We start from the raw sequence: 26983 nt of genomic DNA, 5'->3' as shown, positions 1-26983 counted from the left end.
GGAGATTATTATGGGAAAAGATTTATTTAATCCTCACCTGCGTAAGTTTTCGATTCGAAAACTAAACGTCGGTGTTTGTTCTGTGCTCTTGTCAACCCTGCTTCTTTTGGGAGCAGCGGCACAAGTTAGTGCTGACGAAGCTAGTGATTCTGGTGTCCAAAACGAAGTTTCGCAAACAGGAATAGCCGAATCATCAGTGAATTCTGCTGAAACTGTTGCTTCTGAACATATACAAGCAAAAGAAAGTTCAGCACTTGCTTTTGCTACTGAGATTCCTCAATCAGATGATAATCCTAGTCCCAGAAGCTCAGAGTCTGAGAAAGTTGGAGAATCTACTGAATCTACAGCAACTAAACCAGTTGAGAATACTCAACCAATCACTGTTCACCCAGAAATATCTAACGCGGCTGTCGTGGCTGAAAAGTCAGAAGCAATAGCAGATGTATCTCAGCCTAATCGCTCTCGTCGTGTGAGACGGGATGCTACACCTACTGGACAACAGAACAGCGTAACAACAGGAGTTACGATAGGTACTGGACCAGCTGGGGCAGATGATGCTACCTCTACGCCACGAGTACCTAAACCAAGCTTGGAGGAATCTGTCAAGAAAGATAGTACCCAATTAGCCAAACAGATTACTTGGCTTGATTTTTCGGATACTGCAAGTTGGAAAGGATTGGATTCACGAGGCGGACTCCAAGTAGGAACTACCTTCAAAAAGGAAATTTCACCGGGCTATGAAGTAACCCTGACGGTCACTGAGCTTAAACCTTTTAACTCGACTGAAACTTATAGAAAACGGGTTGAAGGAACACCGACAGCAAATACTTATGACCCAAATGCTCAGAATGGATATTTAAAGTCTGCAGCGAAGTATGGCCAAACCCCTCCTTCGGTGACAGGAGCTATTCAGAATCAATGGACTTCCATCCGTGATCAAGGGTTCAATACGCAAGGACGAAAGACCCAGCTGGTTTACCCAGAGAACTCAACCAACTGGGGAGTAAAATTCCAAATTGAAGCTACCTATCTAGGCAAGCGCGTAGCCCCTACGGTGGTTATGGCTGATGGTGAAGACGCCAACCCAGGTGAATTTGCTATCTTCACTACTAACGGAGAAGGATGGGAATATCTCGGTGAATGGAAGAATAAGAGTACTGCCAAAGAAGCCTATACCGTTATTACCAAGCAAATGTTGGATGATGAAAATGTAAAGAGAAGAGGTCTCTTAATCTTAAGAGATACAAGCGTAGACTGGTATAAATACCTCAGTCCGGATACAGTGACAGGTGGCTTGGGGACTCAGGTCTTTGGGCCAAACCGCTCTAACGAACGGACGGTTCCTGTGGTGATGACGCGTGGGGCATCTGAAGTAGGTTTCTATGTAGCATCATCTGGGCAACAGGCTATGATGATGGGATTCTTAGTGGTGGATGGCAGTGATGCGCCAGCGACTTATGGCGAAGCCTTCCATACCATTTCAGGTCGTGATTCTCTGACTGGTAAGTTAATTAATCAGCCTTACTTAGGGACTACTCCAGCAGACATTGATGTTGATACAGCTAATAATTGGGTTCTGGATGATAAAAAGGAACACAAGGACGAGGGGGCAAGCCAATTACTAGCGGACGATCAATTAAGTGCTTCTAATGATTTGCTTGATTTAGACAAAGCAAAAAATGGAACTTACACAATTAAAATCAAAGCTAACCCAAATGGCAATGCTAAATCTTATGTCAAGGCATGGATAGACTTCAATAATGATGGAGTCTTTAATGAAAGCGAAGGTAGCAACCTACAAGAGATTACAGCTGCTGGTGACTATACCTTGACCTTCAATGCCAACCCAAATATTATTGGTGGCCAAGTGGACAAATTGGGTATGCGTTTCCGAATTGCGACTAATAAAGGTGATATTGAACAACCAACCGGTATTGCCTTTAGTGGTGAAGTAGAAGATATGCTCTTACACCGCATTTATCCTCCTAAGGGGGAGAAGCAGACTACGGACGGCTTTACAGGTGAGACTCAAACTGCTGTCCTTCACTTCACACCTAAAGGAACGGATCGCTCAGACGATAGTATCAATGCAGTTATGAGCACCCAAGCGCCTCAGGTTTTGGATAAGCAAGGCCAAGTTCTGACAGCCGTTGATGGCAACTATATTCGTCCAGAAGGGACCTATCGCTTGACCATCAAGGACAATGACGTGCAAGTTGCCTTCACACCAAATGCTGCCTTTTCTGGAACTGCTGACGGAATTAATATTCGTTGGACTGACAGCAATGGCACCTCGACTGGTTGGACTTCGACGGATGCTTCTGACCCTAATAAAAATGATCAGTTGAATAACATGGACGGCCGTTATGTGCCAACAGTCCGTAAGATTCCAAACTACGAATCAAGTGGTCTTCAGGGACTGGAACAAAATAAAACGCTAGTCTTTAATGATGATGATGCGAATACGACCCCTGTCATGCCAGAAGCTACTCGTCCGGCTAGCTTTGTGGATGCGAATGGACGACTGGTAACAGAAAATACGGTGCCTGCCATGGCCAATGGCCAGCAAGTGGGAACCTATGAATTGGATCCAAATACCGGCCAAGTGACCTTCAAGCCTATCAAGACTTTTTATGGCACGCCAGACCCAGTGGTAGTTCAAGTCAGTGATACCGACGGTAAAGCACACCGAGCACGTTATCAACCTAAGGTAACCCAAGTAACGCCAAGAAGTACCAATGCTGAATCAACTGGTCTTCAAGGTCAAGCACAAAGTGGTAAGCCAACTTTCACTGCAGGTGACCAACAAATCCCAATTGACATGAGCAAAGCCATGACTTTTGAAAATGGGACGGATACCTTGGAAATAGCCAATGAAGGAACTTATACTATCAATTCAGATGATACCATTACCTTCAAGCCGCTTAAGCAATTCACTGGCAAGGCGACACCAGTTACGGTTAAACGCGTAGATGCCAACGGCACAGAAGTGACTGCTATCTATACACCTAACGTGACCAAGGTCACACCAACCAGCACATCTGCTACTTCATCAGGTCCTCAAGGGGTGCCACAAACAGGAACGCCGGTCTTCAAGGAAGGCGACCCAGCGGTCCCAATTGACTATAACAAGCAAATGACCTTTGACAATGATCAACCTAAGAAGATTGTTGCGGGCGTGGGAGAATACACCATCAATTCAGATGGATCTATTACCTTTACTCCAGATAAGAAATATGTGGGTACCCCAGCCGCGGTGACGGTCAAACGAGTTGACGAAAATGGCACAGAAGTAAGAGCAACCTATACGCCAACTGTTACCAAGGTAACTCCGACTGGTACTGGTGATAAGACAGAAGGATTGCAAGGTCAGGTTCAAGAAGGTCATGTTATCTTCACCCCAGGTCATGCCTCTGTACCATTCCCAGCTGAAACAACTCCGCTCTTTGACAATGGTTTGACTGTAAAAGAGATTCCAACCGTTGGTAAATTTGAAGTGGATGCTAATGGTAAGGTTACTTTCACGCCAGACAAGCAGTTTAAGGGAACCACTCCTGAGCTGACATTGATTCGAGCAGATGTGAATGGCACTCCTGTTACAGTCAAATACCAAGCAGTGGTGAAAGAAGTGGTTCCTACAGGTATCAATGCGACTAGCACTGGTCTTCAAGGTCTACCACAATCAGGTACACCTACTTTCACTGCGGGTGACAAAGCTGTGCCGATTGATATAGCCCAACCAATGACCTTTGAAGATAATCAAACAACTAAGAAGGTAGACAAGGTCGGTACTTATGTCATTGAGTCAGATGGTTCGATTACTTTCACTCCAGAAAAGCAATATGTGGGCACACCAACACCAGTTACAGTTAAACGTGTAGATACGAATGGCACTGAAGTTACTGCTACTTACACGCCAACGGTAACACGGGTCACACCAACTAGCACCAATGCTGAGTCAACAGGCCTGCAAGGACAACCACAAAGCGGCAAGCCGATCTTTACCCCAGGTGACCAAGCAGTCCCAATCGATATGGCCAAGCCCATGACCTTTGAAAATGGGACTGACACATTGGTAGTAGCTAATCAAGGAACTTATACCATTAATTCAGATGGTTCCATCACCTTTAAGCCAGAGAAGAAATTTACTGGTAAGGCAACACCAGTCACGGTCAAATGTGTAGATGTGAATGGAACCGAAGTAACAGCTAAATACACTCCTACTGTTGAAGAAGTTATTCCAAACGCAACTGGCGATCAGACTGAAGGTCCACAAGGATTGGTTCAGAATGGTAAGATTACTTTTGAAGCCGGAAGACCAGAAGTTGGTTTTTCAGCAGATAATTCCCCAGTTTTTGACACTGGTACTAATGTGAAAGAAATTGAAAATGTTGGCAAGTTTGAAGTGGATATTGATGGTAATATTACCTTTACACCGGTTAAGACATTCGTAGGTAAAACGCCAGAAATTGAAGTCAGTCGTGCAGATGTCAACGGTACCCTTGCTAAGGCAAAATATCAAGCAACAGTAACGGCTGTAAAGCCAACTGGTGTTGGAAACAAGACAGAAGGCCTGCAAGGTCAAGTTCAAGAAGGTAAAGTGACCTTCACCCCAGGGCACGACTCTGTTCCGTTCCCAGAAGATTCGACTCCGCTGTTCGACAATGGTTCTGTAGTGAAAGAAGTACAGAATGTCGGTAAGTTTGAAGTAGATGCAAATGGTAAAGTGACCTTCACGCCAGACAAGCAGTTTAAGGGGGAGACACCAGAACTTGAATTGACTCGCACCGATGCCAATGGTACCCCTGTTACAGTCAAATACCAAGCAGTGGTGAAAGAAGTGATTCCAAGAGGAACCGACGTGACTAGCACAGGTCCTCAGGGCGTTCCGCAAACAGGTAGCCCAAGCTTCCAAGGTGGTGATCCACTTGTTCCGATTGATATGGATTCTCCAATGACATTTGAAGATGGTCAACCTAAGAAGACGGTTCAAGGAGTAGGGGAATATACCATCAACTCAGATGGTACTATCACCTTTACCCCAGACAAACAGTATGTGGGGACCCCAGCTTCAGTTACTGTTAAACGTGTAGATAAAAACGGAACAGAAGTGACTGCTACCTATACGCCAACGGTAACACGGGTAATGCCTACTAGCACCAATGCTGAATCAACCGGCCTTCAAGGTCAACCGCAAAGTGGTAAGCCAACTTTCAGCCCAGGTGACCAAGCAGTTCCAATTGATATGACCAAGCCAATGACCTTTGAAAATGGGACTGATACTTTGGTAGTGGCTAATCAAGGAACTTATACCATTAATTCAGATGGTTCCATTACCTTCACTCCAGATAAGCAATTCACTGGCAAGGCTACACCTGTTAGGGTTAAACGAGTCGATGTTAACGGCACAGAAATAACGGCTACTTATACCCCAGAAGTTACCAAAGTAACCCCAACTGGCACCAATGCTGAATCGACTGGCATTCAAGGTCAACCACAAAAGGGGACGCCTACTTTCACTCCTGGCGACTCTGCTGTTCCGATTGACATGGATAGTCCAATAACCTTCGAAGACGGTCAGTCTAATAAGACCGTTCCAGGAGTAGGGGTATACACAATTAACTCAGATGGTTCTGTCACCTTTACTCCAGAGAAACAGTATATTGGTACACCAACACCAGTGACTGTGAAACGTGTTGATAAGAATGGTACTGAAGTTACTGCTACTTATACACCGACCGTTACCAAGGTAACTCCAATCAGCACCAATGCGACTAGCACAGGTCCTCAAGGTGTCCCTCAAACTGGCATTCCAACCTTTGCGGGTGGTGATCCACTAGTTCCAATTGATGAAACAGTTGAGCCAACTTTCGGAGATGGAAGTAAGGAGAAGACTATTCCAGGTCAAGGAACATACACGATTGCTCCAGATGGCGCAGTGACTTTCACGCCAGACAAGCAATTTGTAGGTAAACCGAATCCAATCTCTGTAAAACGCGTCGATAAGAATGGCACGCCAGTAACCGCAACATACAGTCCAGAGTTCACTAAAGTAATTCCAACTGGTACTGGTGATAAGACAGAAGGCTTGCAAGGTCAGGTTCAAGAAGGTCATGTTATCTTCACTCCAGGCCATGATTCCGTTCCATTCCCAGCAGGCTCAACTCCACTGTTTGATAATGGTTTAGCAGTTAAAGAAGTGCTAAATGTCGGTAAGTTCGAAGTGGATGCAGATGGTAAGGTTACTTTCACTCCAGATAAACAATTCAAGGGTGAAACGCCGGAACTTGAATTAACTCGGACTGATGCTAATGGTACTCCTATCAACGTCAAGTACCAAGCATTGGTGAAGGAAGTGATTCCTACAGGTACCAATGCGACCAGCACTGGTCCTCAGGGTCTTCCGCAAACTGGCACTCCAACTTTTGCGGGTGGTGACCCACTGGTTCCGATTGATGAAACAGTGGAGCCAACCTTCGAAGATGGCAGCAAGAAGAAAACCATTCCAGGTCAAGGAACGTACACCATTACTCCAGATGGCGCAGTGGCCTTCACTCCGGAGAAGAAATTTGTAGGAAAACCAGATCCAGTGACTGTGAAACGTGTTGATAAGAATGGCACCCCTGTGACTGCTTCTTACAGTCCAGAGTTCACTAAGGTTACGCCAACCAGCACCAATGCAACAAGCACCGGTCCTCAAGGTGTCCCTCAAACTGGCACACCGACCTTCGCAGGCGGCGATCCACTGGTTCCAATTGATGGCTCAGTAGAGCCAACCTTCGAAGATGGAAGTAAGGAGAAGAAGATTCCAGGCCAGGGCACTTACACCATCACTCCAGATGGCGCAGTGACTTTCACTCCAGACAAGCAGTTTGTAGGTAAGCCGGATTCAGTAATTGTGAAACGTGTTGACAAGAACGGCATACCAGTGACAGCGACCTACAGTCCAGAGTTTACGAAAGTGATTCCTACAGGAACTGGTGAGAAGACAGAAGGCCTGCAGGGTCAGGTTCAAGAAGGAAAAGTCACCTTCACCCCAGGCCATGACTCTGTTCCATTCCCGGCTGGTTCGACTCCGTTATTTGACAATGGTTCTTCTGTCAAAGAAGTACCGAATGTCGGTAAGTTCGAAGTGGATGCAAATGGCAAGGTAACCTTTACCCCAGATAAACAGTTCAAGGGTGAAACACCAGAACTCGAATTGACTCGTACGGATGCCAATGGCACCGCTGTTACCGTCAAGTACCAAGCGGTAGTGAAAGAAGTGATTCCTACAGGTGCCAATGCGACGAGCACAGGTCCTCAGGGTGTTCCACAAACAGGTACTCCAACTTTCCAAGGTGGTGATCCACTGGTTCCAATTGATGACTCAGTAGAGCCTACCTTCGCAGATGGAAGTAAAGAAAAGACCATTCCAGGTCAGGGAACTTACACCATTGCTCCAGATGGGGCAGTGAGCTTCACTCCAGACAAGCAGTTTGTAGGCAAGCCAGATCCAATAACAGTGAAGCGAGTGGATAAGAACGGTACACCAGTGATAGCGACATACAGTCCAGAGTATACTAAGGTAACTCCGACTGGTAAAGATACCACATCTATAAATATCAAGGGGCATGTTCAGACTGGCAAACCTGTCTTCGAAGCAGGTGATCCACTGGTTTCAATTGATGAGACGATTGCACCAAGCTTCGAAGATGGCAGTAAGGAAAAGACCATTCCAGGTCAGGGAACGTATACTATCGCACCAGATGGGACAGTCACTTTCACTCCAGAAGCTGGTTTCCTTGGTCAGGGTACTGGTGTGACCCTTGTCCGTCGTGATAAGAATGGCACCTCAGTGACAGCTCGCTATATTCCGACCGTAGTTGAACCATCAACTAGCAAGGACAGTGTATCCAGTGGCCGCAAGGGCCAAGCTCAAACGGGCACGCCAACTTTTGAAGGGGCGATTGACCAGGCAGTAGCACCGACCTTTGCGGACGGCAGCACAGAAATGGTTGTCCCAGGTGAGGGAACTTACAGGTTCAATATGCTGGGAGCAGTGACCTTTGTACCGGAAGCAGACTTTGTCGGAACTGCTCGCGGAGTTGTCGTGAAGCGTTCAGATATTTATGGCAATGCTGTGACGGCTACTTACATCCCAACTGTCTTGGGGACTACTGCCACAGAAGATACCAGCAGCACCGGTCTCAAAGGCCAGCCGCAGACTGGTAAACCAATCTTTGAAGGAGACGTGGATCCAACAGTTCCGCCAACCTTTGAGAATGGCAGCACCGAAAAGGTCGTTCCAGGCCAAGGTACTTACACGATTGCTCCAGATGGTACTGTGACCTTTGTACCGGAAACTGGCTTTGTCGGTCAAGCTGATGGTGTGACAGTGATTCGCAAAGACCGTAATGGTCAGACTATTTCAGCGGTTTACGTTCCGACTGTGACAGAAAATCCTGTTCAGCCGGAGCGGACGATTACGCCTGCCCCTCCATCTCTTTCTAAGAGCGAGGGTGCAAAATCCCTTCCTAAGACAGGTACAGAAGAAACTTCATACTTGGCAGCAAGTTTACTTGCGGGAGTATCAGGTTTGGGACTGTTTGGCTTAGACAAGAGAAAGAAAAAGTCTGAAGACTAACATAGGCTTGAAGAAATTCCGTTAATAAATTAGAAGAATTTCGGAAAAGCTCAAAAACAGGTAGAACTTATGTTCTACCTGTTTTGTTATCAAAAAATTGTTGGAATTAATAGAAAGAATAGAAAGCTTCAGCTGTCTAATAACTGTCCTGTTCCTAAGTCTGTTTCATAGTTATAGAGTGTGACTTTACATCTTCATACTCTTAATCTTTTCTTCATCTGGTGTGACGCGCAAGGTTTTCTGGCCCGTATAGGTGACAAATCCTGGCTTTCCACCGGTTGGTTTGTTGAGCTTTCTAGTCTCAATCATATCTACTTGGACCAGATTGGAGAGTCTGGCTTTGGAAAAATAGGCTGCTAACTCGGCAGCGTCTGTCTTGACTTCATCGCTAGGTTGGAGGTTGCCAGTAATCACCACATGACTACCTGGAATATCCTTGGCGTGAAACCAAAGCTCGTCCTTCTTGGCCATCTTAAACGTCAGCTCGTCATTTTGTAGATTATTGCGTCCAACTAGGATAATAGTTTGGCCATCTGTTGCCAAATATTTCTCCGGTTTCTGTCTTTTCTGGATTTTCTCTCTTTGGCGTCGGCGGATAAAGCCAGTCTGGATTAGTTCCTCCCGAATTTCTGCAATTTCAGTCAGGCTGGCCTGAGCAAGGGCAGTTTCCACGCTCTCTAGGTAGAGAATCGTAGCCCGAGTCTCCTCAATCAAGCTGGTCAGATGTTTGACGGCTTCCTTGAGCTTCTGGTAACGTTTGAAATAGCGCTGGGCATTTTGGTTGGGGGTTAGGGCCTTGTCAAGCGAGATAATAATCTTCTCACCTGTATAGTAATTATCCAACTCAACCTGGTCCTGATCGTTAGGTACCTGATGGAGAAAGGTAGTTAAGAGCTCCCCTTTTTGACGGAATTCCTCTGCATTCTCCGTTGCTAGAAGTTCTTCCTCTTGCTTGACCAGCTTTTTTCGGTTCTTTTCCAACTCATTTTCTACTCGACGAATCAGTTCGCTAGCCTGCTGGTTGACTCGATCTCGCTCAGCCTTGTCCTTATAGAAAGTGTCCAAAAGCTCGGATAGCGTGGACATTTGGGTCTTGCTGTCGGAAAATAGCAGAGCAGAGAAGGATTTTTCGGTCAGGCTTGGCTGAGTTGGACTGGCAAAAAATGCACGGAAAGTTTTGAGCTTGTCAGCTGTCAGACGGCCACTGAGCTCAGTAGCCGTATCTCGGCCCAATCCCTGAAAAATCTGCTGCAGGCGTTTGGGCTCTAAGTCTTCAGTATGTAAGATTTCAAAGAGCTTTTCATCACCCACAGCGAAAGGATTGAGACTGCCTGTCTGAGGCGGTGCGACATAGGTTGAGCCAGGCAGGATCGTTCGATAGCTATTCTGAGAAAATCCTACATGTTTGATGGCTTCAATAATCTTACCGCTAGCCTTATCCAAGAGAATGATATTGCTGTGCTTGCCCATAATTTCGATGACCAGAGTCACAGCCACGCTGTCACCGATTTCATTCTTATTCGAAACACTGATTTCCAAAATCCGGTCATTCTCTACCTGCTGGATTGCTTCAATAACAGCGCCCTGCAGGTATTTGCGCATCACCATGATAAAGGTGTTGGGAACAGCTGGATTTTCAAACGTGGTCTCTGTCAGCTGGACGCGCCCAAAGACAGAGTGGGCTGATAGGAGTAGCTTATGGCTTTTACGATTACTACGAATTTGTAAAACCAGCTCCTGTTCAAAGGGCTGATTAATCTTCTGGATGCGGCCGCCCACTAATTCGTGGCGGAGCTCCTCAGTCATGTGGTGTAAAAAAAATCCGTCGAAAGACATGTTTTTCTCCTTGAAAGTTGCTAAAGAAAATTATAACAAAAAACCAAGCTAAAAGCTTCTAAATTTTTTGACAAAAAATTTTTAAAAAATTAAATGATTTTTATATAAAAATTGTTAATATAGTAGTGAGAAGGAATTTAAATATAGATGGAGCTAGAATGTTTGAAGATTATATTTTAATTCAAAAGATAAAAAATGGAGACCAAAATGCGTGGGAAAGGGTGATTGAGAAGTATTATCACTCTATCTATTTTTACTGTGTACGCAGATGTTATGGTAATGTCCAGTTAGCAGCAGATTTGACGCAAGATATTTTTCTTAAAGTGATAGAAAATATCAAAAACTATCGTTTTACAGGGAAATTTCATAATTATCTATTCACAATTGCTGTTCATCATTGTAATAACCATTATAAAAAGAAAGAAATAGAAAAAGTTGAATTCAACGAAAGTGTTTTATCTTCTCACGAAAGCGATGGTATGACAAATTTAGTAGTTAACGAAGAAAATAAGGTAATTCAGCACGCCTTAAATCAGTTGTCAAATTCTCAAAGAGAGGCTATTATTTTGAGATATTACCATGATTTAAAGGTTAAGGATATTGCAAAGATTACAGGTGTAGGTGTTCCAACTGCTCAGTCCCGAATTCATCAAGGGCTTGTAAAACTGTCAAAGTTCTTAGATAAAGAGGCATTTGCTTATGACGAAAAAAGTTATTGAACGTTTAAAAAATTATCAATTAGAAGTTGATGAATCTAGAAAAAAAGAGGTTCTTTTACTCGGTGTTGCTCATCTGAAAAGTCAGAAAAAGATGATTTCTTATCTGGAATTGGCTCTTTTTACTATTCGGTTTATTAGTTTAAAAACTTGGTTGATTCAGTTCGCAGTATTGGGAATCAGCTTATTAGTTATATTAAACAATCCGCTCGGTCTCGTTTATACTCTAATAAAAAATTTAACAGGATTGCTAATAATCTCTCTACTTTTCTTTATGGAGGAATTATTTAAAAGTTTTACATCTGGAATGTGGGAATTAGAGCAAACTTTCAAGTACGATTTACGCCAGCATGTATTAGTGAAACTCTTTATTTTTGGCTTTATTGATTTTCTGATTGTTCTGAGCTTTTCTATATTAACAAACTTACTCTTTGGATTTTCTTTTTTTAGTATGTTACTGTATTTGTTAGTCCCCTATAATATTGTTTGTATTGTTTTGTTTTATTCTCTCTCTCGTTGGAGAAATTCTGGCAATCATCGTAGTGCATGGTTCGTTTTGGGTATGGCTCTTTTAATTCTATTTGTAGCTTTGAATCTATTCAATCCTTATCGTATGGCTGTTATTTATTGGTTCCTAACTTATTTAATATCTCTTTTGATTCTCGTACTTTTGTTCTTTAAACAATTAAAAAAATTGACAGCAGGAGGAATGTGGAATGGAACTCAGTCTTAAAAACATAAAAAAAGAATATGGAAACAAGTTGGTATTAGATTATGTTTCCATTTCATTAAAACCAGGACTTTACGGACTTTTAGGTTCGAATGGATCAGGAAAGACGACGCTTTTTCGGATTATTTGTGGTCTCATGAAGCCTACTCAGGGAGCTGTTTTCTTTAACGGAAAAAATATAGTTAATCAAGCAGAAAATTTTAGAGATATTTTAGGTTTTTTACCTCAGGATTTTCGATATTATCGAGACTTTACTGCTAGAAATTTTCTACTCTATATTGCCTCTTTAAAAGGGTTGAGTCGAAAAAATGCTTCTACAACAAGCGATGAATTATTAGAGTTGGTTGGCTTATCTGCTATCAAAAATAAAAAAATTAGAAAACTTTCTGGTGGAATGAAGCAGAGATTAGGAATTGCACAAGCTCTCTTAAACGATCCTCAAGTCCTTGTGTTAGATGAGCCAACAGTTGGACTAGATCCTAAAGAACGGGTTAAATTCCGAAAGTTATTAAGTAGTTTATCAAAGGAAAAAATCATTCTTTTATCGACCCATATTGTATCAGATGTCGAAAGTATCGCTGACGAAATTTTGATTTTAAAAAATGGGCGTTTACGAGATAGAGGAACGGTTAATCAATTAGTTTCTGAAATATCTGACAAGGTTTGGGAATGTGAAGTAACAGAATGTGAGGCTAATAAATTAGAAGAGACTTTTCTTGTGAGCAATCGCCGCCAGGATGGTCAACATATCGTGATGAGAATTGTTTCTGAACAAGCTCCAATCTTGAAGGCTTCCTTGGTTAGCCCAACTTTAGAAGATTTGTATCTCTATTATTTTAGAGAGGAGATGCAGGATGAAGACACTTACTAGATTTGAATTTCAAAAAATTTTAAAGAACAAAACGATTTTGGGAAGTTTAGTTGCAAGTTTATTTCTACTTGCTGGTATTTTTTTCATAGGCTATCATTATTCTCAGTATCAATTTGCAGCGAGAGATAATGTTGCGCATGGCTATTCCAAAGATATTGAACAGAGTTATAGAGGGGAGTTTACAGATGATAAAATTCGAGGGATTATAGCAGACGATCTCAAAAAATTTCAAGAGAGAGAACTTTCTGATGATGGAAGTTGGAAAGAAAAAGGAGAACCTTGGCTTTTTCACCCATTTTATCTCTTTACAGAACAGATAAGCAACGTATTCGTCAAAGATGCTCGTCATCTTTATGAAAAACAGATGGAGCGTGTGAAAAAAGGAAAAATGCTGACGATTGAAGACATAGAAGTACGCAGCATTAAAGACCTTGGTTTTAAAGAGTTTGGTAAACCTCTAAAAATTGGTAATTATGCTCCTTGGCTTGATTTATATAAAGTTCAGGGAAATGTTTCCATTTTAGTTTCTGTTCTAGTCATTTTAGTTTGTTCTCTGATTTTTTCAGACGATAAGGCAAAAAATATGAATCAAGTATTGCTGACAACTAAATATGGACGCAATAGACTAATAAAAGCCAAGATTGGAGTGGCTTTTCTCTTGACTATTGTACTATTTATAGTTTTCCAAATGGTCACTTATTTTGTATTTTCTAGTATGTATGATACTAGTGGATGGAGTTCTAGTATTCAGACTAACTTAGATTTGGGGTTATTCAGTTTTCCATTGGAGTGGAATCATCTACAAGTTTACTTTTGGTTTTTGTGCTTACAATTTACAGGGCTTCTTTTTACAGCGGGAGTTACATTATTGATGTCCTCTCTGCTGAACTCTCCTTTGTCTGTCTTGTCATTTTCTATTAGTCTTTATTTGTTGCCTTATTTTTTAGCTCAGATTTTTCGAGAAGGACTTGCTCAAAAACTACTTTATCTTTTTCCAATCAATCAGCAGTCAGTGGGAAAACTATTAGGACTGTTTGCTTCGAATAAGGAATATTTTTTTCAAGATTTTATCATAAATAGTCTCTTCGTTTTTAGTTTTCTAATCGGTTTGGCTTTTGCATTGGAGATAATATCTTATTTCCATGCTAAAAATTGGAAATTTGCTTGAGTAGTCAAATCCGAACATTTTATAAAAATTTTCAAAAAGGTCTTGACATCTTTTCAGGAAAAACTTAAAATATAGGAAATTAGAAAAGTAGTAGATGCATTTGTTTTTAGCGAGCTTGTGGTTGGTGGAAATGAGCAACAAATCTTTACGAAATTGGGCTAATGGATAAAATGAATTTGAAACAATAAGAATTCGGTGGGCACACCTTACAGTGCAGCTTGTTTGATGACAAGATAGAGACATGGGGAATATTTGCTATTTTCCATAATTGAGGTGGCACCGCGATTTACGCCCTCACACAGAGTACCTGTGTGAGGTTTTTTGTTGCTTATTATAAAAAAACAAGGAGAATTGCCTATGTTTAAACGATGGCGTCCCTAGGGATTAAACAGAAAAAATATAAAACATAGAAATGGAGAAAGAACATGAAAAACAAACGATTAGTAACTATCTTAGGCCTTTTGGCCGTTTTGGCAATCGGTGGAATTGTCTATTCCGGCTTGAACAGCAAAGGCAATACTACTAAGACTAGTAGTGACAGTCAGACAGTCAAGGTTGGCGTGCTGCAGTATGTCAGCCATCCTTCGCTGGATTTGATTTACAAAGGGATCCAGGATGGTCTGGCTGAGGAAGGCTATAAGGGCGACAAGATTAAGATTGACTTTATGAATGCTGAGGGCGATCAGAGTAAGGTCTCTACTATGAGTAAGCAGCTGGTTTCCAATGACAACGATGTGCTGATTGGGATTGCGACTCCATCTGCTCAAGGACTGGCTGCAGCTACTAAGGACAAGCCTATCGTCATGGGAGCTATCACAGATCCGGTCGGAGCAAACCTAGTGAAAAATCTGGACAAGCCAGGTGGCAATATCACTGGTGTCTCTGACCGCAATCCAGCTAAGCAACAGCTAGAGCTGATTAAAAAATTGACTCCAGATGTCAAAACTATCGGTGCGCTCTACTCTAGCAGTGAAGATAACTCCAAAGCTCAGGTAGAAGAGTTCAAAAAATTGGCTGAAGAGGCAGGCTACAAGGTAGAGGAATACTCTGTTCCTTCGACCAATGAAATTGCTTCAACCATGAATGTCATGACTGGCAAGGTTGATGCTATCTGGATTCCAATTGACAATACCATTGCGTCAGCTTTTGCGACAGTTGTGTCCAGCAATAAAGAAGCTAAGAAACCAATTTATCCGAGTGCGACAGCCATGGTAGAAGAAGGAAGTCTTGCCTCTGTCGTTGTAGACCAGTATGACCTAGGTGTTGCGACTGGTAAAATGGCAGCTAAAATCCTTAAAGGTGCTAAACCTGCTGATACTGCAGTAGATATTTTCGATACAGGTAAATCTGTTATTAATACCAAAAATGCCAAAGAACTTGGCATTACTGTTCCAGAAGATGTTCTGAAAGAAGCAGGACAAGTGATTAAATAGAAAGAAAGGGAGTCTGTTGTTTGACAGACTTCTTTTTCTCGATAGTCTCTTCTTGTAAAACCTTTCTCGCAGTTGTATAATAGAATTAGCTCAAGTGAATGAGAAGAGCAAATGAAGTGCAGTTTGCTCCAGTAGATTTTACGAAGAGATAGAAGCGGAAAGGGAGTTAGTCAAGAAAGAATGGAAGAAGATATTCAAAAAAACCGCTATATGGGATCGGTCAAGGTTGGTCCCAAGGGGCAGATTGTCATTCCCAAAGAAGTGAGAGATATGTTTGAAATTCAACCTGGGGATGCTCTGGTCCTCTTTGCAGATGCCCAGCAAGGCATTGCCATCCAGCGTTACGAACTCTATGAAGATCTATTTAATCAGACCTTCAATGGAGACAAAAGTTCAAAAAGTGATTTATAAAATCGGAATCTGCTTAAGCAGATTTTTTCTTTTGCTTTTATTTGCTACTACTAATGAATGGGTGTATAATAAGTATAAGAAGTTATACAACTTATACCAAACTCTTTCGAGATTGAGTTAGAATAGCTCAGTTTTTAGCTAAATGAGTAAGTTGTGATTAACTTTAGATGTTAAACTCATATCTTTAAATTACATTTCGTTTTTTAGTTCCTCATATCTGATGAAAGGAGATGTCCTTATGTATGCAGTTGAGATGCAAGATTTGACCAAGGAATACGGATCAAAGACGGTTGTTGATGGTTTGAATCTAAAAATTGAAGAGGGTGAATTCTTTGCCATGCTGGGTTCTAATGGTGCGGGGAAGACAACAACGATTAAGATGCTGTCCTGTCTAGTTGAGCCGACAGCAGGAGATGCCCTAATGCTAGGTCATAGCATTCGCAAGGAGGAAGATGCTATCAAGGAAATGATTAATGTTTCACCTCAGGAAACAGCTGTTGCTCCCAAGCTGACAGTCAGGGAAAATCTGGAGATGATTGCTCGTTTATATGGATTTTCTAAGGAAGAAGCGGCGCAAAAGACAGAGTATCTGATGGAGACATTTGACCTGACGGATAGACAGGATGAACGAGCCAAGTCCCTGTCAGGTGGCTGGCAGCGCAAGCTCAGTATTGCAATGGCTCTAATCAGTCAGCCCAAGATTTTGTTTCTGGACGAACCGACCTTGGGGCTGGATGTACGGGCTAGAAGGGAGTTATGGAAGAATATTGAGCAACTAAAGGGAAAAGTTACAGTGATTCTGACCACCCATTATCTAGAAGAAGCCGAGGCTTTGGCCGACCGACTTTGCATTATGGATAAGGGAGTGGTGCAGATCTTGGGAACAGCCGAGGAAATTATCCAAGCTTCTGGTAAGAAGGATTTTGAAGAGGCCTTTTTGTCCTATACGGAAGGAGGAGAATGAGCATGAGAGCCTTCATTTTTGCAAAGCGCAATTTCAAAGAAATCATGCGTGATTATGTCAGCAGTCTGATGGGAATTGGTTTTCCTGTCTTTCTGATTATCGCCCTGTCCCTTATGAAACAGAGCCTCAAAGGGATGCCAGCTATATTTTCCATTGAAAATTTTGCCCCAAGTATGATGGTGTTTGGTGCTTCCTGGCTAACTATTTTTGTTGGTAGTTTAATGGCCACGGACCGCAATAGCTCTTTTCTTATGCGGCTGCTATCTACACCGCTTAGAAGTGTGGATTATATCTTAGGGTATTCAATTCCAGTTCTGCCTCTAGCTCTTTTACAGGGCATAGCTAGTTTTGCAACTGCAATGATTTTTGGCTTATCCTTAAATCTGGGAACTTTTTACGCCCTCTTGGTTTTGATTCCAGTAGCTCTGCTCTTTATTTCATTGGGCTTGCTTTTAGGCTCAGCTTTCTCTAGCAGTAATGCAGTCAGTGGTTTTGGAACTATTCTTATCAATGCCACGGTTTTTCTCAGTGGAGCAGTGCTTCCGATTGAGATGATAGGAGGTGGTTTTGAAGCATTTTGCAATTCCTTGCCATTTGCCCATGCAGCAAAGGCTGTTCAGTTGGCATTGGCTCAAGATTTAAATTCACTTTTGCCACATCTGTTCTGGGTTTTGCTCTATGCTTTCCTATTCTTTATCCCTTCTGTCTGGATTTTCAAAAAGAGGATGAAAGGGTAGAGGTTTAGTTCAATCTAGAATTCAGCTGGATTAGCTTGCGAAATGTTTAGAAATCTGTTAGAATGAAATATAACTGAATAGCAATCCGCAAGACCAGTAACCTAGGGGAAGTTTAACAGGGAGGGGAGCCAGCGACTGAAAGCTCTCTAGATGAAAGCTAGGCGAATTCACTTGCTCTAGGATTGATAAGTAAGGTCTGGCTTGCCAGATAAAAAACGGATGGTACCGCGTGTCAACGCTCCGCTTATGGAGATTGGCGCGCTTTTTATTTTGGAGGGAAAATGACGAAAACGATTGAAGAACAACTAAAAAGCCTGCGTGAAGAGACTCTAGCTTCTCTCAAGCAACTCAAGGCGGAGAATCAAAAGGAACTGCAGGATTTGCGTGTAGCTGTCTTGGGTAAGAAAGGTTCGCTGACTGAAGTCCTGAAAGGGATGAAGGATATCTCAGCTGAAATGCGACCGATTATCGGGAAGCACGTCAATGAAGCGCGTGATATTCTGACAGCAGCCTTTGAAAAGACTGCTCAAGAGATGGAAGAGCAATTAGTAGCTCTGAAACTGGCTGAGGAATCCTTGGATGTGACTCTACCAGGCCGTCGAATTCCAGTAGGGAACCGTCATATTCTTAGCCAGACTAGTGAAGAAATTGAAGATATTTTCATCGGGATGGGCTATCAGGTCGTGGACGGCTTTGAAGTGGAAAAGGACTATTACAACTTTGAGCGGATGAATCTGCCTAAGGACCACCCTGCACGGGATATGCAGGACACTTTCTACATTACAGAGGAGATCCTGCTCAGAACCCACACCAGTCCGGTGCAGGCGCGAGCTATGGACGCTCATGACTTTTCTAAAGGGCCACTCAAGATGATCTCACCAGGACGTGTCTTCCGTCGGGATACTGATGATGCGACTCACTCCCACCAGTTCCATCAAATTGAAGGCTTGGTCGTTGGAGAAAATATTTCCATGGCCAACCTGCAAGGCACGCTGCAGCTGATTGTCCAGAAGATGTTCGGCGAGGACCGCAGTATCCGTCTGCGTCCGTCTTACTTCCCATTCACAGAGCCGTCTGTTGAAGTGGATGTTTCCTGCTTTAAGTGTGGCGGTGCAGGCTGCAATGTCTGCAAGAAGACCGGCTGGATTGAGATTATGGGAGCGGGTATGGTGCATCCGCGCGTGCTGGAAATGAGCGGCATTGATTCGGAGAAATATTCTGGATTTGCCTTTGGTCTCGGTCAAGAACGGGTAGCTATGCTTCGCTACGGTATCAACGATATTCGTGGCTTCTACCAAGGAGATATTCGTTTCTCTCAGCAGTTTAAGTAGAAACCTGTATTCATAGATGCAGCTTTTCTGAGAAAGGAGTGCAGTATGCTAGTCAGAGTCAAAAAAGAAGAAGCGAGCCTCCTGCGGGAGTTGGAGGTCGCGACCTATCAAGAAACCTTTGGTCCTTTTATCAAGGAAGCTGATATGGCTCATTATTTTGACAATGAGCTGTCGCTTGCAACTATCGAAAAGGAACTGGCAGATCCTGAGTCAGAGACCTATTTTGTTGTCAAAGACGGTGAAATTGCTGGTTTTCTCAAGTTTAACTGGGGACAGGCTCAAACGGAGCAAGAACTGCCACAGGCCTTTGAGGTTCAGCGAATTTACGTTTTGAAAGCATATCATGGTCAGGGATTGGGCAAGGAAATGTTTGAATTTGCCTTAGAAGAAGCCGAGAAACGAGGCTTTGACTGGGTCTGGCTCGGCGTCTGGGAAAAGAATTTTAGAGCTCAAGATTTTTACTTCAAATACGGCTTTGAAAAATTCAGCCAGCACGACTATATCACTGGTGAGACAGTAGACACAGACTGGCTGCTGCGCAAGAAATTAAAATAAACAAGAAAATTTAAAGAGAGGAAATGATACGACCTAAAAGCTCGAAATTTAGATGATTTGTTTCTGAAATCAGACTTTCAGACAAATCCCTAAAATTTGGTCGGTCAAGTTCCTCAGCGATAGAATAGAGAAAGGAATTGAACCCGGGCTAAAAACTCGAAAAAAAGATAGACTTGCGATCATTCGTCGAATGCTTAGCAAATCTCCTATTTTTCAGTCGTTTTTGACGCCCTTGGTATCTTAAATATGCTAGTAAGTTATAAGTGGTTAAAAGAGTTAGTAGACATTGATGTGGCGAGCGCTGAGCTGGCTGAGAAAATGTCAACGACAGGAATTGAAGTGGAAGGTGTGACATCACCAGCTGCTGGCTTGTCGAAAATTGTTGTTGGTGAGGTGGTATCGTGTGAGGATGTTCCAGATACCCACCTGCATGTCTGTCAAGTCAATGTCGGAGAAGAGGAGAACCGTCAGATTGTCTGTGGTGCTCCAAATGTTCGCGCAGGCATCAAGGTTATGGTGGCTTTGCCAGGTGCTCGCATTGCCGACAATTATAAGATTAAAAAAGGAAAAATCCGTGGCTTGGAGTCACTGGGCATGATCTGCTCTCTCGGTGAGCTGGGCATTTCTGATTCTGTCGTGCCAAAGGAATTTGCGGATGGCATTCAAATCCTACCTGAGGAAGCAGTGCCAGGTGAGGAAGTCTTCTCTTATCTGGACCTGGACGATGAGATTATCGAGCTTTCTATCACACCAAACCGGGCTGATGCTCTGTCTATGAGTGGGGTGGCTCATGAAGTGGCTGCGATTTATGATAAGTCAGTACATTTCAAAGATTTTCTGCTGGTGGAAAATGAAAAGCAAGCAGCTGACAGCCTTTCAGTTGCCCTTGAGACAGAGAAAGCCTCTTACTACGCAGCTCGTATTTTGGAAAATGTCACTATTGCCCCAAGTCCTCAGTGGCTGCAAAATCTCCTCATGAACGAAGGAATCCGTCCGATTAACAATGTAGTGGATGTGACCAACTATATTCTGCTCTACTTTGGTCAGCCCATGCATGCCTTTGATCTGGATACGTTTGAGGGTGACCAGATTGTCGTGCGGGAAGCGCGTGCTGGTGAAAAACTGGTAACGCTGGACGGCGAAGAGCGCGAGCTGGAAGCCAGCGATTTAGTCATCACTGTGGCGGATAAGCCAGTTGCACTGGCTGGTGTTATGGGTGGTCAAGCAACAGAAATCTCTGGCCAGTCCACTCGTGTTGTTCTGGAGGCAGCTGTTTTTGGTGGAAAATCAATTCGCAAGACCAGCGGTCGCCTTAACCTGCGCTCGGAATCATCTTCCCGCTTTGAAAAAGGCATCAATGTAGCAACTGTTAATGAAGCTTTGGATGCGGCAGCAAGCATGATTGCGGACTTGGCAGGAGCGACTGTTCAGGCTGGGATTGTATCCGCTGGCAGCTTGGATACTAGCGATGTAGAAGTGGTGTCCAGTCTTGCGGATGTCAACCGAGTTTTGGGAACAGACTTGCTTTATACAGATATTGTGGATGTCTTCCGCAGACTTGGCTTTGGCTTGTCAGGAAATGCTGAACAGTTCACTGTCAGCGTGCCTCGCCGGCGCTGGGATATTTCAATTGAAGCAGATCTTTATGAAGAAATTGCTCGTATTTACGGCTATGACAAATTGCCAGCTAGCCTGCCAAAAGATGACGGAACTGCTGGTGAATTGACTGCAACGCAACAACTGCGCCGTCGAGTACGGACCTTAGCAGAGGGAGCTGGACTGACAGAAATCATCACCTACGCTTTGACGACGCCAGAAAAGGCGGTTGAGTTCACTCTCAATCCTAGCAACTTGACTGAGCTCATGTGGCCGATGACAGTGGAGCGCTCTGTTCTTCGTCAGAACATGGTTTCCGGCATTTTGGACTCCCTAGCCTACAATGTAGCTCGTAAGAATAAGAATCTAGCTCTCTATGAGATTGGAAAAATCTTTGAGCAGACTGGCAATCCTAAGGAAGAACTGCCAAATGAAATCAATAGCTTTGCCTTTGCTTTGACAGGTCTGGTTAATGAAAAAGACTTCCAGACCAAGCCAGTAGCAGTTGATTTCTTCTATGCTAAGGGTGTTGTGGAAGCACTCTTTGCTAAGTTGGGCTTAACAGCTGAATACGCGGCTAGCAACCAGATTAAGAGTTTGCATCCTGGTCGGACTGCTTTAATCTCTATCAATGGCCAGCCTGTCGGGTTTGTCGGCCAAGTCCATCCTGCGACAGCCAAGGCTTACGATATTCCTGAAACTTATGTGGCTGAGCTCAATCTGTCTGCTATCGAAGAGCAGCTTCAGCCAGCACAGCCATTTACAGAAATCACTAAATTCCCAGCTGTCAGCCGTGATGTGGCCCTCTTGCTCAAGGCTGAAATCACGCACCAAGAGGTCCTTGATGCAATCCTAGCAGCTGGTATCAAGCGCTTGACCGATATTAAGCTCTTTGATATCTTCTCTGGTGACAAGCTGGGTGTCGGCCTCAAATCTATGGCTTACAGCCTGACTTTCCAAAATCCAGAAGCCAGCCTGACCGATGAAGAAGTGGCTAAATATATGGAAAAAATAGAAAAATCCCTGACCGAAAAACTCGGCGCAGAAGTACGTTAGAAGTGAATAAAAGAAGCAGTCTTTGCAGGCTGCTTTTTTAATGAAATGATACTTTATAAAATACTTAAATTATGGTATTCTTGTTCTATTAAATGATATGATGCAAAGGAGTATTTTGTGGAATATAAGAGGAGTTATGCTGGTGAGGTTGTTGGCATTATTGCTATTATTATCGGTGCGTTCATCGCAGTCGCTACAATTCAATCCCCTCCAAGAACTGGTGATAGCTATAATGATCGTTTAGAGCAGTTGAATTCTGAAATGAAAGAGGAAAGATTGAATGAAAGCCCAATGACGATCGAAAAGGCTAAATTGATGTTTGGTTCTGATTTTGCACCAGAGAATGAAACGCCAGAAGAGGAGCGAGAAAGACTGCAATCTCTTGTAGATAGCTATAATAAACAACTAGAGTCTGAACAAGCTTCTATTCGCAGAGAGAAGGAATCTGAGCAAGAGATTATCAATCAAAATAATCAATATATAGCTCCAATTCTGATTGGTGCAGGTGTTTTCATTACTATTTTGGTTATATCAGCTTTTACGAAAGCAAATGAACCCTCTGCCCTGACCATTTCTGATGATAAAATTGATATCAAAGCAACGGTTTTCCGTGAAATGAAACACATTGATTTGGAAAGAATTAAACAAATTCAGTATAAAATAAAGGTTTATCGGACAAATAAGAGCAGAAGGACTTATCGTATCCTTTATTTTAAAGATGAAAATGGAAACATTTTAGAAGAACTTGACTTAGATAATCTTGCTGGTGCTGATTTCAATACTATTCATAGAGAAATCAGTAATCGAGCTCCACATATTGAATGGATTTTTCCGGAATAATAGAAAAGATTGTAGGAAAAGTAATCATGGAAAATTCAAACCAAATCTCCCAATGTCAGACTCTTTGGGCTAGAAATAAATATCTGGTTCTCAGTCATTCTAGTAAGATCTATCTGGAAATCCGCCAATATTTAAAAAGTGACTCGGTGGAAGCGGTACATGTTCAAGACTTGATTGATCAGGCGATAGCCCTACCTGAAAATCGCGGTCAGGTCAGCAATGCCTTTCAGCATGTTTGGGGCTATTTTAAGAAAAAAGCCAGTACAACTGAAAAAGAAGATTTTATGCATCTTTTGCTTCGTTACCAATCCGGTCAGGCTGAGAAAAAAGACTTGGTAAGAGCTGTAAGGAACCTGCTAGTCAAGTATCCCAATCCTTATCTGCAGCAGTCGACCTTGATATTTGAGAATGAGGCATGAAGTTCTGAAATCAAGGGGGAAGAATAAGCTTGCTCGCCTAGTAGCTTTGAGGGGTGTAGATGATAAGAATAATATATTAGGCTCATAAACAATATTATTTTGACTAGTTTCGATAAAGAATCCACCTTGAGCAAAACGTGTCTTTAAGGTATGATTGGAGAAAAAATGTTTTTTACTTATCAGGGAAATAAATTATATTATAAAGTGATTGGTCAAGGAAAGCCAGTCTTGGCAATTCATGGTTTGGGCTGTTCATCTGAATTGATGGAAGGATGTTTGGAACCTATTTTTGAGAAACATTCTGACTATAAAAGGATATATTTAGATTTGCCTGGCATGGGTAGGTCTGATGCCAATCCTGCTTTTGCAAGTGCGGATGCGATTTTAGAGATGCTCTTGAACTTTATAGAAACCGTAATCGCCGGACACAGCTTTCTCTTAGCTGGAGAGTCTTATGGTGGCTATCTTGCTCGAGGAATTTTGGCTAAGAAAAGGTCGGAGATTGATGGTTTGCTGCTTATTTGTCCAGTAGTTGTACCCAATCCGCAAGAAAGAATTTTGCCAAAAGACAGCCTGTTAATTAGAGAGGTAGGTTTTGATATAGCAGGCAAAAGCGAAGATTTCGTTGATTTAGCGATTTTACAGACTAAAGAAACTTATCAACGGTTTGAAAAAGAAATCCTAGTAGGGCTTCAGATGATGAATGCTCCCTTTGTCCAAAAGCTGCAAGAAAACTATGCTTTTTCGTTTGAAGTGGATCAAGAGATACAGGAAAAGAGCTATGACAAGCCCAGTCTTTTTATAGCAGGAAAGCAGGACCAAGTCGTGGGCTTCCAGCAGTTAGCCCAGCTGTCTCACTATTATCCAAGGGCAACTCATGCTGTAATGGATCTTGCTGGCCATAATGCACAGATAGATCAGGAGGCTCTCTTTACGGCCTTGGTTGAAAATTGGCTCAAGCGAATTGAACTTTCCTGATACTCCAAGATTTAATATGTTGAACAGATGCAGATGAAACTGGAGTTCATCTAAGAGATCTAATACAGTCCACAATTGATTTTAAAAGCATTGAAAAAAGCGGTCACACCGCTTTTTTTGCTCATTATCCCCAGAATTTCTGGGCGATTTCTTGGCCTTGTTTGATTTTGGCCCATTGTTGCTCAATGGTGAGTTCGTTTCCAGAGTCACAAGAGGCAAAGCCGCATTGGTGGGAGAGTAGGAGTCGCTCTTTCGGTAGAACGGTTGCTGCTTTCTCGAGGAGGTCTAGGACGCGTTTTTCGTCATCCAAGCCTGTCGTCTTACTGGAGAGCAGTCCTAAAACGACTTCCGCCTCCTTGTCTTTCAAAGCTGCTAGGGCTGATACATCACCAGCTACATCGCTATCCCACTCTAGGAAGTAGCGATCGTAGTGTTGGTCACGCAGGAACTTTTCCGCAATAGCTTCGTAGGTACCTTCAGCAGCAGAGCGGCTTTCGTAGTTACCACGGCAGTTGTGGGTCCAGACAGTCAGTCCTAGCTCATGAGCGTAGTCTACGACTTCGTTATTAATAGCGACAAACTCGTCTGCCAGGTCAGCCAGACTAGCATTGCCCTCCGCAAAGAAGCTAGCAGGATTGGATTCGTCAAAGAGTTCCCAGAGACAGTCGTCAAACTGGATAATCTGTCCGCCAGCAGCCTTATAGTCGTACAAAAATTCCTTATAGGCCTGTATCAAGCCTTTTTTCAAATCTTCATTGGTCTCATAAACTTGTCCTGGTCCAGCCAAGCGGTCAAAAACAGCTAACTCAGTATAAGCATGGGCAGGCCCCCAGACAGTCAGCTTAGTATCTTCACCAGCAGCCTCTTCCTTGACTAGCTTATAAATCTCGATAAAGTGATGATTTTTTCCAGAGAGTGGTGCTGTGATGCGGATACCAATATCCTTGCGGGTCTCATATTGCCCGCCGTCGTGGTCCTTGAAGGTATAGCCGTGGTCGGCAATGTAGCGCTCGATTCCCTTAAGTCCCCAGACAAAGTCCAGATGCCACATGGATTTAGAGTATTCTCCATCCGTCAGGATGTCAATTCCCTTAGACTTTTGCTCAGCAATAATCTCCTTGATGTCAGCTGTCTCCGTCTTATGGTAGCCTGGGAAGCTGTCGTAGAAGGGGTATTGAATATCGTCGCGATGCTCAATTTCTGTCTTATACTGGCGGAGATTTTCTGGGCGCAGAAGAGATCCAACCAGTTGGAATTTCGATTTTGTCATAAGATTTCTCACTTTCATTAGGGATTATGGTCTATTGTATCGAAAATCCCTCGGCAAATAAAATAGTTAATTCTGCTGGTAGGGTATAGTCGAAAACTATTGCTCGCGCTTCCTGAAATTTTTCCTTCAAATCAAAGTATCTTCTCCATTACAGTTTCCTGAGGCTGAAGCCCTAACCGCTCATAGAAACGCAGAGCTCCGACATTGTCGTTCCAAACATTGAGAGTCAGATTATAGCAGTCGATTTTCCGAGCATAGTCTTCCGCAAAGCGGTAAAGTTGCTCGCCAACCTTTTGCCCTCTTGCTTTCTCATCCACACATAAGTCCTCAATAAAAAGTGTCTTGATGGGATTGAGTACAGGACTGACAGGTTCCTTGATGGAGCAAAAGAGGTGACCGAGGATTCCTCCAGTTTCATTTTCAAAGACAAAAATAGGGGTGGACTCTTGACCTAGAATCTTCTCTAATTCTTCATTGCTAAACTTGCTGCCCTTGGCCTTGAAAATGTCCGGCCGAGCTTGATGGTGGACAAGCAGGACTTGCTGAAGGAGTCCTTGGAGTGCTGGAATATCACTGACTTGGGCTTTTCTGATTGACATGATTTTCTCCTTTTATCTTTTATAGAATCATTATACGAGCGAAGGTCATTTTGTCAAGCGAGCTCGGAAAGACTAACAGAACAAGTAGCGTCTGAATTGCAAATGTCAATCAGAGTGACTCATTTCCTTTAGATGTATTTTCCTTATAATAAAAACTGCTTTTTCTTGACAAAAGAAACAGACAAGTGTAGAATATAAGTATAAACTACAAATGTAGAAAAAGGAGAAAACGATATGACTATTACAAAAAAAGCCTTTATCGGAATTCTATCTCTGACAGCAGCAGTTCTATTGGCTGCCTGCTCAGGCAATACTAACCAAGGAGGGGATACTAGTTCATCACAGAATACGCAAGACCAGACATCACAATCTGCACAAAATCAGACTTCGCAGTCATCAGCTGCATCATCCTCTAATCAGCCTTCATCATCATCAAATGCAGGGCAGGCTACTAATCTAGACGGGCGCTATCAAGCAACCGACCATGATGGTGACCAGCACGTCCTAGAAATCAATGGTACGACTGGTACTTGGACTGAGATCGAGGTTGATGGCAGTAAGGAAATCAAGCAGGTACAAGTAGATGCCTCTAACCAAAGACTGATAGTTGGTGATGATGCTAAAAGCTATCGCCAAAATGGCAATCAGCTGATTGTGGACGAATTGGATGATGATCCAGACACTCTGACCTTTACCAAGCAGTAAAGCGCTTCTCATTCTGCTCAGGACAACAGGAGGAGCAGTGAGGGAATCAAACTAGGAAACTCTGAGAAAGGAGTTTCCTTTTTTATAAGATTTTTATCTTAAATGATGTCAAAAATTTGACTTATGGGGTTCCCTAAGTTGT

Annotated in this window: 19 protein-coding genes; 16 read left to right on the top strand and 3 right to left on the bottom strand. The window is 42.9% G+C overall.

Annotation, left to right across the window (positions count from 1 at the left end):
* Positions 1 to 10 precede the first annotated feature (10 nt).
* Entirely contained in the window at positions 11 to 8626 is an 8616-nt protein-coding gene (locus HMPREF1150_RS00345) for a CshA/CshB family fibrillar adhesin-related protein (RefSeq protein ID WP_009660513.1), read from the top strand.
* Positions 8627 to 8812: 186 nt separating this feature from the next.
* Here HMPREF1150_RS00345 and fbpA read toward each other — a convergent pair whose 3' ends face one another.
* The gene (fbpA, locus tag HMPREF1150_RS00350) at positions 8813 to 10462 is read right to left on the bottom strand and encodes an Rqc2 family fibronectin-binding protein FbpA (protein WP_009660458.1); all 1650 of its coding nucleotides are present in this window, start codon (positions 10460 to 10462) and stop codon (positions 8813 to 8815) included.
* Positions 10463 to 10620: 158 nt separating this feature from the next.
* On the opposite strand from fbpA, the gene HMPREF1150_RS00355 reads away from it, so the two are divergent.
* The 14 genes from HMPREF1150_RS00355 (at position 10621) to HMPREF1150_RS00420 (ending at position 24267) form a co-directional block, all read left to right on the top strand.
* Positions 10621 to 11181, top strand: a complete 561-nt coding sequence (locus HMPREF1150_RS00355; RefSeq protein ID WP_009660270.1) for an RNA polymerase sigma factor — start codon at positions 10621 to 10623, stop codon at positions 11179 to 11181.
* Positions 11162 to 11911 (top strand): hypothetical protein, encoded by a 750-nt coding sequence (locus tag HMPREF1150_RS00360; RefSeq protein WP_009660438.1) that lies wholly within the window; start codon positions 11162 to 11164, stop codon positions 11909 to 11911. The genes HMPREF1150_RS00355 and HMPREF1150_RS00360 overlap by 20 nt, the downstream gene beginning before the upstream one ends.
* The gene (locus HMPREF1150_RS00365; RefSeq protein WP_009660496.1) at positions 11895 to 12779 is read left to right on the top strand and encodes an ABC transporter ATP-binding protein; all 885 of its coding nucleotides are present in this window, start codon (positions 11895 to 11897) and stop codon (positions 12777 to 12779) included. Before HMPREF1150_RS00360 ends, HMPREF1150_RS00365 begins: the two co-directional genes overlap by 17 nt.
* Positions 12763 to 13947 carry an ABC transporter permease subunit gene (locus HMPREF1150_RS00370; RefSeq protein WP_009660523.1) on the top strand — a complete coding sequence of 395 codons (1185 nt, stop codon included), beginning with the start codon at positions 12763 to 12765 and terminating at the stop codon, positions 13945 to 13947. Before HMPREF1150_RS00365 ends, HMPREF1150_RS00370 begins: the two co-directional genes overlap by 17 nt.
* A 425-nt stretch (positions 13948 to 14372) precedes the next feature.
* A complete protein-coding gene (gene trpX / locus HMPREF1150_RS00375) occupies positions 14373 to 15380 on the top strand; it encodes a tryptophan ABC transporter substrate-binding protein (RefSeq protein ID WP_009660316.1) in 1008 nt (335 codons plus the stop codon).
* Between the two features lie 180 nt (positions 15381 to 15560).
* Positions 15561 to 15791: an AbrB/MazE/SpoVT family DNA-binding domain-containing protein gene (locus tag HMPREF1150_RS00380; protein WP_004187353.1), complete on the top strand. Its 231-nt coding sequence runs from the start codon at positions 15561 to 15563 to the stop codon at positions 15789 to 15791.
* A gap of 220 nt (positions 15792 to 16011) precedes the next feature.
* Positions 16012 to 16755 carry an ABC transporter ATP-binding protein gene (locus HMPREF1150_RS00385; RefSeq protein ID WP_032905782.1) on the top strand — a complete coding sequence of 248 codons (744 nt, stop codon included), beginning with the start codon at positions 16012 to 16014 and terminating at the stop codon, positions 16753 to 16755.
* A gap of 2 nt (positions 16756 to 16757) precedes the next feature.
* Complete coding sequence (locus HMPREF1150_RS00390; protein WP_009660468.1) at positions 16758 to 17492, top strand: ABC transporter permease; 735 nt, start codon at positions 16758 to 16760, stop codon at positions 17490 to 17492.
* A 281-nt stretch (positions 17493 to 17773) separates the two neighbouring features.
* Positions 17774 to 18823 carry a phenylalanine--tRNA ligase subunit alpha gene (pheS, locus tag HMPREF1150_RS00395; RefSeq protein WP_009660375.1) on the top strand — a complete coding sequence of 350 codons (1050 nt, stop codon included), beginning with the start codon at positions 17774 to 17776 and terminating at the stop codon, positions 18821 to 18823.
* A 45-nt stretch (positions 18824 to 18868) separates the two neighbouring features.
* Complete coding sequence (locus HMPREF1150_RS00400) at positions 18869 to 19378, top strand: GNAT family N-acetyltransferase (RefSeq protein WP_009660486.1); 510 nt, start codon at positions 18869 to 18871, stop codon at positions 19376 to 19378.
* Between the two features lie 246 nt (positions 19379 to 19624).
* Positions 19625 to 22030 (top strand): phenylalanine--tRNA ligase subunit beta, encoded by a 2406-nt coding sequence (pheT, locus tag HMPREF1150_RS00405; protein WP_009660357.1) that lies wholly within the window; start codon positions 19625 to 19627, stop codon positions 22028 to 22030.
* Positions 22031 to 22147: 117 nt separating this feature from the next.
* Complete coding sequence (locus tag HMPREF1150_RS00410) at positions 22148 to 22870, top strand: hypothetical protein (RefSeq protein ID WP_009660335.1); 723 nt, start codon at positions 22148 to 22150, stop codon at positions 22868 to 22870.
* Positions 22871 to 22896: 26 nt separating this feature from the next.
* Complete coding sequence (locus tag HMPREF1150_RS00415; RefSeq protein WP_009660285.1) at positions 22897 to 23289, top strand: YbgA family protein; 393 nt, start codon at positions 22897 to 22899, stop codon at positions 23287 to 23289.
* 150 nt (positions 23290 to 23439) lie between these two features.
* Entirely contained in the window at positions 23440 to 24267 is an 828-nt protein-coding gene (locus HMPREF1150_RS00420; RefSeq protein WP_032905780.1) for an alpha/beta fold hydrolase, read from the top strand.
* Positions 24268 to 24391: 124 nt separating this feature from the next.
* Here HMPREF1150_RS00420 and HMPREF1150_RS00425 read toward each other — a convergent pair whose 3' ends face one another.
* Both HMPREF1150_RS00425 and HMPREF1150_RS00430 read right to left on the bottom strand, forming a co-directional pair.
* Complete coding sequence (locus tag HMPREF1150_RS00425; protein WP_009660334.1) at positions 24392 to 25537, bottom strand: cobalamin-independent methionine synthase II family protein; 1146 nt, start codon at positions 25535 to 25537, stop codon at positions 24392 to 24394.
* Between the two features lie 131 nt (positions 25538 to 25668).
* Positions 25669 to 26136 (bottom strand): GNAT family N-acetyltransferase, encoded by a 468-nt coding sequence (locus tag HMPREF1150_RS00430; RefSeq protein ID WP_009660372.1) that lies wholly within the window; start codon positions 26134 to 26136, stop codon positions 25669 to 25671.
* A 234-nt stretch (positions 26137 to 26370) separates the two neighbouring features.
* Between HMPREF1150_RS00430 and HMPREF1150_RS00435 the strand changes: the two genes are divergently transcribed.
* Entirely contained in the window at positions 26371 to 26841 is a 471-nt protein-coding gene (locus tag HMPREF1150_RS00435) for an SP_0198 family lipoprotein (protein ID WP_009660292.1), read from the top strand.
* Positions 26842 to 26983 lie beyond the last annotated feature (142 nt).

Origin of the sequence: Streptococcus sp. AS14 (assembly GCF_000286495.1) — a bacterium.
GTDB lineage: Bacteria > Bacillota > Bacilli > Lactobacillales > Streptococcaceae > Streptococcus > Streptococcus sanguinis_P.
The sequence above is the reverse complement of the archived record's forward strand: the minus strand, read 5'-3'. Positions and strand labels throughout refer to the sequence as shown.